General features: G+C 28.5%; 13 protein-coding genes and 1 riboswitch. Of the genes, 11 read left to right on the top strand and 2 right to left on the bottom strand.

Annotated features, from left to right (window positions below):
- Positions 1–225: 225 nt before the first annotated feature.
- A complete protein-coding gene (gene ade / locus HMPREF0216_RS13985; RefSeq protein ID WP_005215524.1) occupies positions 226–1,965 on the bottom strand; it encodes an adenine deaminase in 1,740 nt (579 codons plus the stop codon).
- 36 nt (positions 1,966–2,001) lie between these two features.
- Positions 2,002–2,103: riboswitch (purine riboswitch) on the bottom strand.
- Positions 2,104–2,236: 133 nt separating this feature from the next.
- Here ade and metA point away from each other — a divergent pair.
- From metA to HMPREF0216_RS13960, 5 genes are all read left to right on the top strand, one after another.
- Positions 2,237–3,166: a homoserine O-acetyltransferase MetA gene (metA, locus tag HMPREF0216_RS13980; RefSeq protein ID WP_005215522.1), complete on the top strand. Its 930-nt coding sequence runs from the start codon at positions 2,237–2,239 to the stop codon at positions 3,164–3,166.
- A gap of 622 nt (positions 3,167–3,788) precedes the next feature.
- A complete protein-coding gene (locus HMPREF0216_RS13975) occupies positions 3,789–5,681 on the top strand; it encodes an FAD-dependent oxidoreductase (protein ID WP_005215521.1) in 1,893 nt (630 codons plus the stop codon).
- A 152-nt stretch (positions 5,682–5,833) separates the two neighbouring features.
- The gene (locus HMPREF0216_RS13970; RefSeq protein ID WP_005215520.1) at positions 5,834–6,799 is read left to right on the top strand and encodes a polyprenyl synthetase family protein; all 966 of its coding nucleotides are present in this window, start codon (positions 5,834–5,836) and stop codon (positions 6,797–6,799) included.
- A 75-nt stretch (positions 6,800–6,874) separates the two neighbouring features.
- On the top strand, positions 6,875–8,800 hold the full coding sequence (locus HMPREF0216_RS13965) for a peptidase U32 family protein (protein ID WP_005215518.1): 1,926 nt from the start codon (positions 6,875–6,877) through the stop codon (positions 8,798–8,800).
- Positions 8,801–8,813: 13 nt separating this feature from the next.
- The gene (locus HMPREF0216_RS13960; protein WP_005215515.1) at positions 8,814–10,103 is read left to right on the top strand and encodes an aspartate aminotransferase family protein; all 1,290 of its coding nucleotides are present in this window, start codon (positions 8,814–8,816) and stop codon (positions 10,101–10,103) included.
- Between the two features lie 141 nt (positions 10,104–10,244).
- Here HMPREF0216_RS13960 and lpdD read toward each other — a convergent pair whose 3' ends face one another.
- Entirely contained in the window at positions 10,245–10,616 is a 372-nt protein-coding gene (gene lpdD, locus HMPREF0216_RS13955; protein ID WP_005215512.1) for a prenylated flavin chaperone LpdD, read from the bottom strand.
- A gap of 162 nt (positions 10,617–10,778) precedes the next feature.
- Here lpdD and HMPREF0216_RS13950 point away from each other — a divergent pair, with 162 nt between their 5' ends.
- From HMPREF0216_RS13950 to HMPREF0216_RS13925, 6 genes are all read left to right on the top strand, one after another.
- Positions 10,779–12,611 carry a menaquinone biosynthesis decarboxylase gene (locus tag HMPREF0216_RS13950; protein WP_005215511.1) on the top strand — a complete coding sequence of 611 codons (1,833 nt, stop codon included), beginning with the start codon at positions 10,779–10,781 and terminating at the stop codon, positions 12,609–12,611.
- Positions 12,604–13,467 (top strand): UbiA-like polyprenyltransferase, encoded by an 864-nt coding sequence (locus HMPREF0216_RS13945; RefSeq protein ID WP_005215509.1) that lies wholly within the window; start codon positions 12,604–12,606, stop codon positions 13,465–13,467. The genes HMPREF0216_RS13950 and HMPREF0216_RS13945 overlap by 8 nt, the downstream gene beginning before the upstream one ends.
- A gap of 94 nt (positions 13,468–13,561) precedes the next feature.
- Positions 13,562–14,152, top strand: a complete 591-nt coding sequence (locus tag HMPREF0216_RS13940; RefSeq protein WP_005215508.1) for a UbiX family flavin prenyltransferase — start codon at positions 13,562–13,564, stop codon at positions 14,150–14,152.
- Positions 14,142–15,110 (top strand): ABC transporter substrate-binding protein, encoded by a 969-nt coding sequence (locus HMPREF0216_RS13935; protein WP_005215505.1) that lies wholly within the window; start codon positions 14,142–14,144, stop codon positions 15,108–15,110. The genes HMPREF0216_RS13940 and HMPREF0216_RS13935 overlap by 11 nt, the downstream gene beginning before the upstream one ends.
- 16 nt (positions 15,111–15,126) lie before the next feature.
- A complete protein-coding gene (locus HMPREF0216_RS13930) occupies positions 15,127–15,885 on the top strand; it encodes an ABC transporter ATP-binding protein (protein WP_005215503.1) in 759 nt (252 codons plus the stop codon).
- The gene (locus tag HMPREF0216_RS13925; RefSeq protein ID WP_005215501.1) at positions 15,878–16,624 is read left to right on the top strand and encodes an ABC transporter permease; all 747 of its coding nucleotides are present in this window, start codon (positions 15,878–15,880) and stop codon (positions 16,622–16,624) included. Before HMPREF0216_RS13930 ends, HMPREF0216_RS13925 begins: the two co-directional genes overlap by 8 nt.
- The last annotated feature ends 88 nt before the right edge of the window (positions 16,625–16,712 follow it).

Here is a 16,712-nt window from a genome sequence, read left to right as displayed (position 1 = left end):
GGATGTCTTAAGACATCCTTTTATTTATATAAGATTACAATTAAATTTCAATGTGTAAATAGGAAGAAAATAATATTCTGACATAGTAATAGTTTTATTAAGTTTCTTTTGAAATTTTGGAAACTTAGTATAAATATAATCAAATATTTTCCTTCCAAATTTATTAGATATAAAATAAAATTTAAGATTATTTAATAGGAATACTATAGAATAGTTAGAAAATTATTATTCACAAACATCTATGAACTTAAAGTTCTTTACATCAAATAATCCTTTATCTGTAATTTTTATATCAGGTATAACAGGTAATGCTAAAAATGATAATGTTAAAAATGGATTAAAAGTAATATTTGGGGCAACTAAGGATACTGCTTTATTAAGCTTTGATAAATTTTCAATAACTTCATCTGATTTTTTAGAAGTAATTAATCCCGCAATTTCAAGAGTTATATGAGATACTACTTTTTTATCCTTTACCACAATTATGCCACCATTTAAATTTTTAAGTTCGTTTGCTGCAAATACCATATCTTCATCATTAGTTCCACAAACAATTAAGTTATGAGAGTCATGAGTAATTGTAGTTGCAATTGCACCAGATTTTAAAGCTAGTCCTTTCAATATTCCAAGACCAATATTATTAGTTCCTTTATGTCTTTCTATAACTGAAATTTTTAAAAGATCCCTATCATCATTTAAGCTGGTAAATTCATTTTTAATATTTAGTTCATTGATATTAACCTTTAAGTGAATACTTTCAAGTTTATTTGGAATAAGTTCTATAACATTTAATACTTTCTTATCTTTAATATCTATTTTAAAGCTATCATTTGTAAGTGTAGGAATATTAAAAGATGAATGGAAAGTAGCATCTATGTTGTTGTCAGAAGGAATATTTATTAATTTATTTGAGGATGATACTAAATTACCATTTTTATAAACAGAATTAATCTTAAAGGTATTTAAATCATCTAAAATAATAAAATCTGCAATATATGAAGGAGCAATGGCACCTTTATTTTTAAGCTTATAACACTCAGCTGAATTTAATGTTGCCATTTGTATAGCAATTTCAGGTTTGATTCCATTGTTAATTAACATTCTTATAGAATGGTCTATACTGCCTTCTTCAAATAAATCATCAATATGCTTGTCATCAGTACAAAGGCAAAGTCTCCTACTATTAAATATAGAGGTAGCTTTGCTTAATATATTTAAGTTTTTAGCAACGGTACCTTCTCTAATTAAAACATACATACCACGACGAACCTTTTCTATTAATTCATCTGTAGTACAACATTCATGATCGGTCTTAATATTAGCAGTTGTATATACATTAATTGCATGAGTATTTAAGCCAGCACCATGTCCATCTATAGTGTAATTGTTTGATATAGCATCAAAAAGCTTGTCTATCATATCTTCGTTACAATTAGCAACTGCCGGATAATCCATAACTTCAGCTAGACCTATAACATTAGAATCAGAGTAAAGTGGTTTTAAATCGTTACTGTTTAATACTGCGCCAGAATTCTCAAAACTTGTAGCTGGTACGCAGGAAGGAAGCATAAAGTAAAAATCAAATGGAATATTTTTAGAGGAATCAATCATAAATTTGATTCCAGATACACCGAGTACATTTGCTATTTCGTGCGGATCTGCAATTAATGATGTTACACCATGCATTAATGCAGCTTTGTAATACTCATTAGGAGTAAGCATAGAGGATTCTATATGAGCGTGAGAATCAATAAGTCCAGGGCAAATAAATTTATTAGTACCATCAATTTCTATTTTACCAGAATATTCACCAAGACCGACGATGTATCCATTTTTTACAGCAACATCACAAATAAATGTGTCGCATTGAAATACATCAACTACAGAAATGTTTTTTATAACTAAATCACAAGGAATTACTTTATTAGATGCCTTTATATTGGCTATTAGTATGTCTTTTTCCATGTATAATCCACCTTTTCAAAATAATATTATTAACCTTCGTGGATTTTTTTACTTCATAGTTATATCATTTACGGTGATATTGTAGAGACGCTTGGACCATATTTCCAAGCTTATACGAAGGTTATTTTTATCATTATATGGTGATTTATTTTAAGTGTCAAAGGAAATTTTTTGGGAATTAAAAAATCAACAAACATTAGTATTTTATGGTAATAGATATTCTAAAAAGATGAAAAATATGTTTTAATATATCGTATAAGGAGGGGAAAATATGCCAATAAAAATTCCAAGAGAATTACCAGCTTTTAATGTTTTATCAAATGAAAATATTTTTGTAATGAATGATGGAAGAGCAGGAGGACAAGATATTAGACCTCTAAAAATTGCAATATTGAACCTAATGCCTAAAAAGATTCAAACAGAGAATCAGTTGCTTAGATATTTATCAAATACACCACTTCAAGTTGAAATTACGTTAATAGAAACAGAAAGTTATAGAGGAAAACATACACCAGCAGAGCATATGGAAAGATTCTATAGTTATTTTGATGATATAAAAAATGAAAAGTTTGACGGATTTGTAATAACAGGGGCTCCAGTTGAACAATTAGAATTTAATGATGTGATTTATTGGGAAGAATTAAAAGAAATAATGGAGTGGAGTAAGGAAAATGTATTTTCTACTCTACATATATGTTGGGGGGCACAAGCAGGACTAAGATATCATTATGGAGTACCTAAGTATAGGTTAGAATCTAAAATGTTTGGTATATTTAAGCATGTTGTAAATAAAAAAAATGCAGAACTTATGAGAGGCCTAGATGATATATTTTACGCACCACATTCAAGACATACAGAAGTTAAAAGAAACGACATTGAAAAAGTAAAGGAATTAGATATACTATCAGAATCTGATGAAGCAGGTATATTTATTGTTGCAAATAAAGATTATAGACAAGTTTTTATAACTGGACATTTAGAGTATGAAAGAAATACTTTAGCAGAAGAATACTTTAGGGATATAGATAAGGGAATGAAAATAGATGTTCCTAAAAATTACTTTCCAGATGATGACCCAAATAAGGAGCCAATAGTCAACTGGAGAGGAAGTGCAAGTGTAGTTTTTGGAAATTGGCTTAATTACTGCGTATATCAAAGTACCCCATATGATCTGAAAAACATACACTATAATAATAAGTAAGTGTTAGAGATGAATTATAAATATTTATTTTAGGGTTTGTTCAGGAGTTTTAAATTTAGAATCTTGAATAAGCTCTCTTTTTGTAGTTCTATTTTTCATATATATCCTCTAATTATTATTTCGAATAATATTAAATAGAAAATATATTTTTCCATTTTCACTAGATATTTGATTAAAGATAGTTAGATAGATTATCTTTTTTACAATAACAATTGATATATAAGTAAACCTTATCTATAAGAAAATAAATTAAAAAAATAACGTATTAAAAATACAGTTTATGTGAAATGAAAAATAAAATTTACATAAAATATAGGCTTTGAGAAAAAAATATACGAATTTTATATATTTTATATTAATACAATATAAGTAAAATTAATAGCTAGTGTTAAAAAAATAACATAGAGGTCGTTGAGAAATTACAGTATCACAAGGATAAGAGAGAATTAAAGAAATTTTTAAATAAATATGTATATAAAGAAAGAGTATAGTTTTTCACTTTATAGATATAATTTCCAAATTGAGGTATAGACATATTTTTAAAATGAATATATCATATATTTAGTAAATTATTATATAAATTTTAAAATGTTTAAAATTGAATAAAGAAAGGTGAGAAAAAATGTCTAAAAAAATAGTTATTTTAGGTGCTGGATATGCCGGTGTACATGCTGCTAAAAAGTTAGCAAAAAAGTACAAGAAAAATAATGAAGTTGAAATTACTTTAATAGATAAGAATCCATTCCACACATTAATGACAGAGTTACATGAAGTTGCTGGGGGGAGAGTTCCAGAGGAATCAGTTAAAATTGAATTAAGCAAGATATTCCACAGAACTAAAGTTAATGTTGTAGTGGATTACATTGAAAATGTAGATACTGATAGCAAATTAGTTAAAACTACAAAGGGTGAATTTGATTACGATTACTTAATTGTAGGTACTGGTAGTGAACCAGCATTCTTTGGTGTACCAGGTGTTAAGGAAAATGGATTTACTTTATGGTCTCTTGATGATGCTTTAAAGATAAGAAAGCACATACAAGATAGATTTAAAGCAGCTTCATATGAAAGCAATGAATCAAAGAGAAAAGAAATGCTTACTTTTGTTGTTGCAGGTTCAGGATTTACTGGTATTGAAATGGCTGGTGAATTACTAGAGTGGAAAACTAAATTAGCACATGATTATAGAGTAGATGAAAGTGAAGTAAGATTATTAGTAGTTGAAGCTATGTCTACTATATTAAACATGTTAGATAGAAAGCAAGCTGATAAAGCAGAAAAATACATGGCTAAGCATGGTGTTGAAATATTAAAAGATTCTCCAATAGTTGAAGTAACAGCAAATAGCATAAAGCTTAAGAGTGGAGAAGAAATAGCTACTCAAACTTTAATTTGGACTTGTGGTGTACAAGCTAATCAAGAAGCAAAAGAATATGGATTAAAAACTGTAAGAGCTGGAAGACTTGAAGCTAATGAATATATGGAAGCTGTAGGTAAGGAAGGCGTTTATGTTGTTGGAGATATAGCTTATTTTGAAGAAGAAGCTGGAAGACCAAATCCACAAATAGTTGAAGCTGCAGAACAAACTGCTGTTACAGCTGTTAAAAATATAATTGCATCTATTGATAATTCAGATAAGAAGACTTCATTTAAGTCTAACTATCATGGATTCATGGTTTCAATTGGTGGTAGATATGGTGTTGCAAACTTAATGGGAGTTAAACTTTCAGGATTTATTGCAATGGTTATGAAGCATTTAGTAAATATGTATTACTTATTTGGTGTTAATGATGTAAATGCTGTTTATTGTTATTTACAACATGAATTCTTTGGAATGAAAGATAGAAGATCTATAATGAGGGGACACTTATCTTCTAAAGGAAATAGACTATGGTTAGTTCCTTTAAGAGTATTTATAGGATGCTTATGGTTAATAGAAGGGCTTAAGAAGTTATTTGGTGAAAAGTTATATGAATCAAACTTACATGCTATAACTAATTTTGAATTTGATAAAGTTAAGCTTGCTATAGGTTCAGATAGCTGGTTAAAAACTGGTAATATCAATATGCCATTTAGCTGGTTACAAGATGCAACAGCTGGGGCATCAGAAGCTGTAGAAGGTGCTGCTGAATATGCAACTCCGATCCTTTCAAAAATGCCTAAATTCTACGAAGCAATAATGCAAATAATGATACCAACTCCAGAAATGGCAACATTATTCCAAACAATGGTTGTTATAATGGAAATTGGAATGGGACTAGCTTTAATAGTTGGTTTATTTACATTCTTAGCAAGTGCTGCATCAGCATTTATGGTTTGTAACTTTGTATTATCAGCAATGGCTGGATGGGATATTTTATGGTATTTCTTTGGATCAATTGCTTTAATGAGTGGTGCAGGTAGAACATTTGGATTAGATTACTATGTAATTCCATGGATACATAGGGTTGTTAAAGAGTTCTGGATTGGAAAGAGAACTCCAATATATGAAGTACACGGTGTTACAGAAGCATAATAAATACTATAATTAATATTTTAGCCAGGTTTCTTATGGAACCTGGCAAAAATATTGTTAAGGATAAAATAGAATATTATGTATATAATATATTAAAAAACTAAGTAAACAGAAGATAATAGCGAAAAAGAGTGAAAATAAGGAGGGTAAAAATGAAGAACTTTTGGAATAAATACCCTGAGATAGATAAAGAGATACAAGGTGTAGTAAATATAATAGAAAAGAATGCAAAATGTAGAGATAAAATTGTGGAAGGATCTATAATAGAATTACTTCATTCAGGAGGTAAAATGCTTAGACCTTCTTTCGTGATATTATCATCTAAATTTGGAAACTATGATAAGGAAAAAGCAAGGGCTTTAGGAGCAGTGGTTGAAATGTTCCATATGGCTACATTAGTTCATGATGATATAATTGATGAAGCTACATTAAGAAGAGGAAAAGAAACAGTTCAATCAAAGTATGGAAAGAATTATGCAGTATATATAGGAGATTATTTATTTTGCATATGTTTTAAAATACTTGCCCAAATAGCATCAAAAAGTACTGTTAAAGTAGATACAATGTCTATGTCTAGAATTTGTATGAGTGAAATAGATCAACTAAATTCTAGATTTGATAAAAATGTTTCAGTTAAAAAATATTTAAAGAGAATATCAGGAAAGACTGCTGAATTATTTTCTTTAAGTCTTTATATAGGAGCATCAGAAAGTGGATGTAGTAAAAAAATGGCCAGATTATTCTGGGAAATAGGACATAACTTAGGAATGGCTTTCCAAGTAATAGATGATGTACTAGATTATACTGGAAGTGATGAAGGGATAGGAAAAAATTCAGCTAATGATTTAAAGCAAGGAATTTACACATTACCATTAATACTAGCTCTTGAAAATAAACCAAAGGATTTAGTTGAATTATTACAAAAAGATGAATATAGTAATGAAGATATAACTGAGATTATTAGTTTAATTAATAAATATGATGGCGTAGAGAAAGCTAGAAGTATTGCTCATAAATATACTAATAAGGCTTACAAACAAATCAAATCATTACCAGAAAATGAATATAGAGAGATATTATTAGATATAGCTAAGATGTTATTAGATAGAGCATATTAATTAGAAAAAGAATAGAGTAAATCTCTTATATTTATTGAGAGTACGATATTCTAACAAGTAAGGAGGGAAAAATATATGAGTAGGTATTTTAATAATCAAGCGGTTGAATTACTAGCTCCAGTTGGAAATTTTGAAATTTTTAAAGAAGTAATACATAGTGGAGCAGATGCTGTTTATTTAGGTGGAAAGATTTTTAATATGCGTATGCATAGAAAAGATTTTAATTTTACTAATGAAGAATTAGAAGAAGCGATAAAAATAGCTCATTCTTTAAAAAAGAAAATATACATAACAGTAAATAATCTTTTAAGCTCATATGATTTAACTCAAGCAGAGGATTATCTTAGATATTTAGAAAAACTAGGTCCAGATGCTTTAATAGTACAAGATATGAGTGTAATTGATTTAATTAGAACTTTAGGATTAAATTTAAACATTCACTCATCAGTAATGATGAATGTACATAACTTTGAAACTATAAAAGCTTTAGAAGAATTAGGAGTTACAAGAGTAGTAACTTCTAGAGATATAGATTTAAAAACTATAAAGCAGTTTTCGGTAAGAACAAATATGGAGTTTGAGTATTTTGTTCATGGAGATATGTGTGTAGCTCATGGAGCTCAATGTCTTTATAGTGGAATCTTATTTGGTAAAAGTGGCAATAGAGGATTATGCATGAAACCATGTCGTTGGGGATATAAAATTAACAAAGAGGGTCAACAGTATGATACCACTTTCCCTATGGCAGTTAAAGATATGTATATGTACGAGCATATTCCAGAACTTATAGAAGCTGGAGTTGTATCTTTTAAGATTGAAGGAAGAATGAGAGATGCATCTTACTTGGTAGATTTAATTAACTATTATAGCGATGCCATTGATAGATATATAGATGATCCGATTTCTTATAATAGAAAAAAGCATGCTAAAGAATTATTTGAAAATAGAAAAAGAGACTTTTCAACAGCTTATGCTTTTGGTAATCCGGGGCTGTCTAATATAAATGAACGTTATGAAGGAACTGGAAAGTTTTACAGTACAGGAAAAGTGTTTAGTAATCCAGTAGATGAATTTGATATTAAAGAAGAAAGAGTTTCGGAAATAAAGGATATTTTAAGCTTAGATGAAGGAAAGATAAATAAGCCAGAATTAACAGTTAAGGTAAATAATTATGAAGCAGCTATGTTAGCAATTAATGAAGGTGTAGATAAAATATATCTTTCAGGAGAAGTGTTTGAGCCTGACGCTCCATTTACTAAAGAAGAGATAATTAATATTACAAAATCTAAAAAGAATTCAAAAATATATCTAGGTTTACCAAGAATGATGTTTGAAGATGATTTTTCAAAATACAATCATTTATTAAGGAATAATGATTTAGGAATAGATGGTTTATTAGTTACTAATTTAGGTGCAATAAGTAAGTTTAAAGACTTAGGGTTAGAACTTGTAGGAGATTATTCACTAAATATTTATAATGCTTTATCTGCTAATTTTTATAAAAATTTAGGGCTAGAAATGGCTACATTATCATGTGAATCTCCAGTTAATAACACCAAAGATAGCTTATTAAACTCAGAGTTAGATTTAGAAATTATAGTAAATGGTTCACCGGTAGTAATGTATATGAGTCATGATTTATACGAAAATACAAATGTTATTAATCCAAGTGGAGTGGTTGATAGAAAGTTTAATGATAAGAAAGTTTTATTATTAATAGATGATAAGGGAAATGAGCATCCAGTTTATAGAGATAATACTGGGAAAAATCATATGTTATTATCTAAAGAATTATGTTATATGCCAATTTTAAAAGAGTTAGCTAATTTAGGTGCTAAAGCTTTTAGAATTGAAGGTTGCCATTATGATAATCATACATTAAAAACTGTAATATCTTCATATAAAAAGGCAATTAGCAATTTAGAACAATGTAATAAAATATTTAAAGAATTAGAATATGATTGCTTAGGGTTTACTTTAGGAGCAATGCAATTTAACTAAGGAGTAAGTATTTATGATAGGTGCAGATAAAATAATAGAAAAGAAAAAAGAGTATTTGTTTCCCTCATCATGGGGAAATCATTTTTATAAAAATCCACCTGAAATAGTTAAAGGTGATATGCAATATTTATATGATAATACCGGAAAAAAATATGTAGATTTTTTTGCAGGTGTATCTGTAATGAATTGTGGACATTGTAATCAGGAGATTTTAGATGTAACAATTAAGCAAATGCAAACTCTTCAACATACTACAATAATATATTTAACTGAACAAATGGTAAATTTAGCAGAAAGATTATCTAATATATTACCAGGAGATTTAAAACGCTTATTTTTCTGTTGTACAGGATCAGAAGCAAATGAAGGAGCTATGTTACTAGCTAGGTTACATACAGGAAAAAATGAATTTATAGCATTAGAGAATGGCTTACATGGAAGAACTTATTTAACTATGAGTGCAACAGCTATACCGATGTGGAGAGCTGACCCAGATTTATCACCTAAAATACATTTTGCTAAAAATACATATAGTTCAAGTAAAAGTATAGAAGAGGCAGCAAAGGAATCACTTAAGAGTATAGAAGAAATAATAAATTCAAGAGGAGCAGAAAATATTGCTGCATTAATTGCTGAGCCTATTCAAGGAAATGGAGGAATAATAACTCCACCTTTATGGTATTTTAAAGAATTAAAAGCATTATTAGAGCGCAATGAGATATTATTAATAATTGATGAAGTTCAAACAGGTTTTGCCAGAACAGGTAAGATGTTTGCTATAGAAAATTACGGAGTAGTTCCAGATATTATGACAGTAGCAAAGGCCTTAGGAAATGGAATGCCGATATCAGCTTTTTGTGCTAATGAAGAAGTAGCTAAGAGTTTTGTAAAACCATCAGCTTCAACGCTTGGTGGAAATCCAGTGTCATCTGCTACTGCTATGGCAGTGTTAGATTATATAGAAAAAAATGATTTATGTAATAAGGCATCTATATTAGGTGATATATTAAAAAGTGGTTTAGAAAAATTACAAACTAAATTCTCAATTATTAAAGATATAAGAGGATTAGGGCTAATGTTAGGGGCAGAATTGCAATTAGAAGATGGACAACCTGCTACTGAAATTACAGATATAATTTTAGAAAAGCTAAAAGATAGAGGATTTATAGTTGGAAAGAATGGAATAAATAGAAATGTTTTAGCATTTCAACCACCTTTAATTATAACAGAAGAAAATATAAATGAGCTATTAGATAATTTGAAAGATGTACTTGAAGAAGTAAGTACTGAAGTTATAGATTAATTAGAATTTATTATAAAGAAAATTATTATATAGAAAGAAGTAAGGAATTAATATTTGTAAAATATATTATTAGAACAAATTAATTCCTTCCTTTAATAATGTTGTAAACAGTAAATTAATTTTAAAAATAAATTTATGATATTAGTTACATAATTTATATATTAAATCATTAATAAGTTCATCAACAGTTATAGTAAGATTTGTTATATCTAGAGGTGTTATATTTTTTATATGTATTCCACAACATACTGTAACAGTGGTATTTAACTTTTTAGAAAGAAGTTTTGCAGAGTTTAGGGCTATGTTATCTTCTTTATGACCAGGTACTGTCAACAAAGATGCTGTTGAAGTAACTTTATTAATATTATGAGGTAAAACTACTGGAATACCTAAGGCTACTGCACCAATATGTGGAATATCACCACCATAGATACTAATATTAAAATCTTTACCGATTTTTAAAGCAATACAATTAATTGTGTGATTATTATATATAGTTGATAAATTTATCATATAAATCTCCTTAGTATTTTAATTAAGATAATTATAATATTAGATACTAAAAAAATATATAATATCATAATAAAAATTAAGTTAATATTAAAATTATAATTTTAATATTAATACATAAAAAATAAAAAAAGATTTTCTTTTATAATAAATTTAGGAGGAGTTATGGCTTTTAAAGATATACAAGCTTTTATGAAAAAGATAGAAGATAAAGGTCAATTAAAAAGGATAACAGCAGAAGTAGATGCTGACTTAGAAATAACTGAAATAACGGATAGGATATCAAAAAAAGTTGGACCAGCTTTATTATTTGAAAATGTTAAGGGATCAAAATATCCAGTATTAATAAATGCTATGGGAAGCTATGAGCGTATGAGCATGGCACTTGGAGTAGAAAAATTAGATGATCTTCAAGAAGATATATCAGAGCTTATTAATATACAAAATTATGTTAAGATACCTAGACTTATAAAATCTGTTCCAAGACTATTTAGATTGTTATCAGTATTTCCGTGGAAATTACCTGTAAAGGGAGCATGTCAAGAAGTTATTGAGTTAGATCCAGATTTATCCACTATACCAGTATTAAAATGTTGGCCAGATGATGGTGGAAAATTTATAACTTTACCATTAGTTATGACAAAGGATCCTGATACTGGTGTTCAAAATACAGGAATGTATCGTATGCAGATATATGATAAAAATACTACGGGAATGCATTGGCATTGGCATAAAGATGGACGTGAAATATATGATAAGTATAGAAAATTAGGTGGTAAGATGCCGGTTTCAGTTGCTATTGGATGTGATCCAGCAATTACTTTTTCAGCTATTTCTCCATTGCCAAAGATGATAGATGAGATGATGTTTGCAGGATATTTACGTAAATGGCCAGTTAAAATGGTTAAATCAATTACTAATGATATTTATGTTCCTGCAGATGCTGAGTTTATTTTAGAAGGATATGTAGATGTAAATGAACCATTAAGATTAGAAGGACCATTTGGAGATCATACAGGATATTATTCTTTAGCTGATATGTATCCAGTATTTCATGTAACATGTATAACACATAAGAAAAATGCAGTATATCCAACAACTATAGTTGGTAGACCACCTATGGAAGATTGTTATATGAGTATAGCAACTGAGAGAGCTTTCTTACCATTATTAAAGATGATTTATCCAGAAATAGTTGATTATTCATTACCATTTGAAGGAGTTTTTCATAATTGTGTTATTGTTTCTATTAAGAAAAGATTCCCAGGTCACGGCAAGAAGATAATGAATTCTTTATGGGGAATGGGACAAATGATGTATGCAAAGATGATAATAGTAGTAGATGAAAGTATTAATCCCCATGATGTTAAAGCTGTTGCAAAACAAGTTTTTGAAAGCATAGATATGACACGTGATTTAGTATTTTCTGAAGGGCCATTAGATGCGTTAGATCATGCTTCAGCACAAGATCATTATGGTTATCGTTTAGGCGTAGATGCAACTAAAAAGTTTGAGGTAGAAAGAAAAGAAGTAAAGTGGAATTATAAGCTTAAAGAATCAAAAGCTTTAAATGATTACTTATTAAATAATGAAAATATAGCTAGTTTTAACTATCCAATAAAGGATGTATTACAAGGTGCATTAATAGTATCTATTAAAAAGAAAAATCCTAATGATGCTAAAAAAATAATAAATGAATTATGGGCACATGAGGATATGAAATACAATAAACTATTAATAATTGTTGATGAAGATGTAGATGCTAATGATGTAAGTAAAGCTGCATGGAAGGTATTTAATAATATTGATGCTAAGCGTGATTTGGTTGTTTCAGAAGTTAACTTAGAAGATAATAACTTTGGACATCGTATAGGTATAGATGCTACTAAAAAATGGTACGATGAAGGGCACACGAGAGAATGGCCTGATGATATAGTTATGTGTGATGAAATAAAAGAAAAGGTAACTAAGAGATGGAGGGAATACGGAATTGAATAAATTGCTTAAAAAGGTAAATGATTATGGAACTTTAGTTATGTTCTCTCATACTATTTTCTCTTTATCATTTGCATTAATATCAATGTTATTAGCTGGAAATGGTAGATTGAATTTTGAAGTAATATTTTGGATTATTGTTGCTTTTATGGGAGCAAGAACAGGAGCAAATGCTTTAAATAGAGTTATTGATGCTAAAATAGATGCTAGAAATCCAAGAACAGCTACAAGGCAATTACCACAGGGATTAATGAAAAAGAAAGAAATATTAGTATTTGTTTTTATATGCTTTGCTATTATGGTATTTGCAGCTTGGAAGCTTAATACGGTATGCTTAATTCTTTCACCTATAGCGTTATTTTTATTAATAATATATTCATATACTAAAAGATTTACATGGATGTGTCATTTAGTTTTAGGAATAACTTCAGCTGCAGCACCAGTTGGAGCATGGCTTGCTGTTACTGGAGAAATATCATTAATTCCGCTTGTTATGGGAGCAGCTAACACATTATGGGTAGCTGGATTTGATATTATTTATGGTGCCCAAGATTATGATTTCGATACTAAGAATGGAATTCATTCCATTCCAGCAAGGTTTGGAGTTAAGAATGCTTTATTAATATCAAGAGTATTTCATGCATTAGCTTTAGTATTTTTAATAATAGTTGCTTTACTAGCAGCACAATTAGGTATTATATGTTATTGCGGGTTAGGTATTATTGCTATTTTGTTTGTAATACAACATAAATTGGTATCTCCAGAAAATTTAAAGAATGTAAAAATAGCATCTTATAATGTAAATCAAGTTATAAGTATTGTTTTTTTAATATTTGGTGTAATAGATAGCTTAATTTAGTTACGCTATTATCTTTAAATTTTATACATAATGTAAAATTTAATCTCTGGTAGTAAAATTAGAGAAATAATCTACATAAAAGGAAGTAATAAAAATGAAAAAAATAGTAGTTGGAATTACAGGGGCTAGTGGCAGTGTTTATGGAAAAAGGTTAATTGAAGTTTTAGCTGAAAAAGGATTTAAGTTAAGTGTTATCGCAACTGATAAAGGAAAACAAGTTTTTAACTATGAATTATCTTTAGAAATAGATAGCTTTGTAAAAGAGTTAAATGAAAAGTATAAGAATATTAAGCTAGAAGATAATAATAATTTATTTGCTGGTGTTGCTAGTGGATCACATGGATTTGATGCAGTAATAATTGTTCCGTGTTCAATGGGAACTTTGGCGGAAATTAGCTATGGATTATCTAGAAATTTACTAAGCAGGGCAGCTGACGTTGCATTAAAGGAAAATAAAAAATTAATTTTAGTACCTAGAGAAACACCTTTAAATACTATACATTTAGAAAATATGTATAGATTATCTAAAGTGGGTGCCACAATAATTCCAGCAATGCCTGGATTTTATAATCATCCAGAAAGCATTGATGATTTAGTAAATTTCCAAGTAGGAAAAATATTAAACTATCTTAATATAGATAACAATTTATTTGAACGTTGGGAGGATAAAACAAATGAAATTTAAAAAAATTATTACATTAGCTATGACGTTAGTTTTAACAGGTGCAATGGTTGCATGTGGAAATAAAAATACTGTGGAAGATAAAGGACAAGAAAGTCTTTCAAATGAGAAAACAGTATTAAGACTTGGAGTAATGGGATCTATAGATGCAGTTCCATTAGTAATTGCTCAAGAAAATGGATATTTTGAAGAAGAAGGAATTGATTTAGATCTTCAAATATTTAAGGCAGCTAAGGATAGAGATGCAGCACTTCAAGCAGAAGAATTAGATGGAGTACTATGTGATGAAGTTGCTATATCTATATATCAAAATTCAGGAATTGACATGAAAATTACAGGAACTACTAATGGATTTTGGACTTTAGTAGCAGGAAAGGATTCAGGAATAAATTCGGTTGATGATTTAAAAGGTAAAAAAATTGCTATATCAGAAAGAACGATGATTGATTATTTAGCTGACTATATTGCTACTGAAAATGGAATGGAATCTACTGATATAGAGAAGGTTGCAATACCTGCAATGCCAGCAAGATTAGAAGCTCTTAAAAATAATCAAATAGATGCAGCTATATTACCAGCACCATTTAATGATACAGCTGTTGCAGATGGTGGAATAGAAATAACTAAGATATATAATAAAGATATAATGATATCTGTTACAGCATTTTTACAAGATATAATAGATAGTAAGCCAGAAGCTATAAAAGGTTTTTATAAGGCATATAATAAGGCTATAGAATTTATGAATTATAATGATATAGCTGAATATGAAGATATAGTAATCTCTACAGTTGGATATGCTGAGGAAATGAGAGGAAATATTATTTTACCTGAACTTAAAACAAACTACTTACCAGCAACAGAAAATGTTCAAAAAGTATTAGACTGGTCGAAGAATACAGGAATAATAACAACAGATCTTAAAGCTGAAGATGTTATAAGTGATGTAGGTATAAAATAATAATAGGAGGGAACTTATGATACAGGTAAATAATTTATCTGTTTTCTATAAGTCTAAGAAAGAAGGAACCCATGCACTAGGGCCAATAAGCTTTATTGCACATAGTGATGATATATGTGCAATAATAGGGCCGTCAGGCTGCGGCAAATCTACATTGTTAAATGTATTATCAGGAATAATAAATACGTATGAGGGTGAGGTTTTATTAAATAAAGAGAAACTAAACCCTCATATTCATAAAATAGGTTTTATTCCTCAAAATTTTGGGCTTTTACCATGGAAAACAGTTGAAGAAAATTGCATTTTACCTTTTAAGATAAGGAAAGAAAAGGTTGATAAATCTATTATTGAAAATATGGATATGATTATGAAAAGATTAAATATAGTAGATTTAAAGAAAAGGTATCCTAATGAACTTAGCGGAGGTCAAAAACAAAGGGTTTCAATTGTAAGAAGTTTTTTGATGAAACCAGATTTGCTTCTAATGGATGAGGCTTTTTCAGCTTTAGACGCAATAATAAAAGAAGAAGCACAAGAGCTATTTTTGAATATATGGAATGAAAATAAGATAAATACTTTTTTTGTAACTCACAGTATTGATGAAGCTTTATATATGGGAAAAAAGATAATAATAATGTCTAATACACCAGGGAAAATTATTGAGATTTTAGAAAATCCTGTTTTTAATATTAAAGAATATAGAAATCATCCAGAGTACTTAAACTTATTTTCACATATAAAAAGTTTAATTAAAAGGGGCTGGGATAATGAATAACTTAAAAAAAGTGTGGAGCTTTATTAAGGGCTTTATAATTTTTAATATTATATGGTATATTTGTGCATTAATTATGAATTCAAGAGTTTTACCAACCCCAGATAAGATATATTTACATTTACCTAAATTATTTAAAGAAGGATTTTATATTCATATACTAGCAAGTTTATATAGAATCATAATAGGGTTGCTAATATCATTTATTATAGGAAGTATAATTGGTTTATTAATGGGGTATTTTAAAAAGCTTAATAGCCTTTTAAATCCATTAGTTTATTTTGTATATCCTATACCTAAAACAGCGTTATTACCAGTTGTAATGACTCTATATGGATTAGGTGATGGATCTAAAATAACAATTATAGTTTTAATAACTGTATTTCAAGTTATAGTATCTGTAAGGGATGCTGTAATTAATGTGGATAAAGTTAATTATAATCCATTAATAAGTTTAGGAGCATCAAAGTTACAATTGTTTTATCATGTAACATTTCCTGCAATATTAGCGGAAATATTAACTAATATTAGGTTATCTATAGGAACAGCTTTTTCAATTTTATTTTTTGCAGAAGCATATGGAACTAGTGCAGGCGTGGGATACTTTATTCAAGATTCGTGGACAAGAATTAACTATATAGACATGTATTCAGGCATAGTAATATTAAGTCTTTTAGGGTTAATATTATTTATAATATTAGATTACATAGAATCAGTACTTTGCAAATGGAAAAGATGTTAAGTTATATAAGAAAAATAGTGTATAATATCTCAATATTTCTATAATTTTATTTGAGATTTATACACTATTTTTTGATTAATTCTAAGTT

Source organism: Clostridium celatum DSM 1785 (assembly GCF_000320405.1).
Lineage (GTDB): Bacteria > Bacillota > Clostridia > Clostridiales > Clostridiaceae > Clostridium > Clostridium celatum.
Note: the sequence above shows the minus strand (reverse complement) of the source record. Positions and strands in the feature narration are given on the sequence as shown.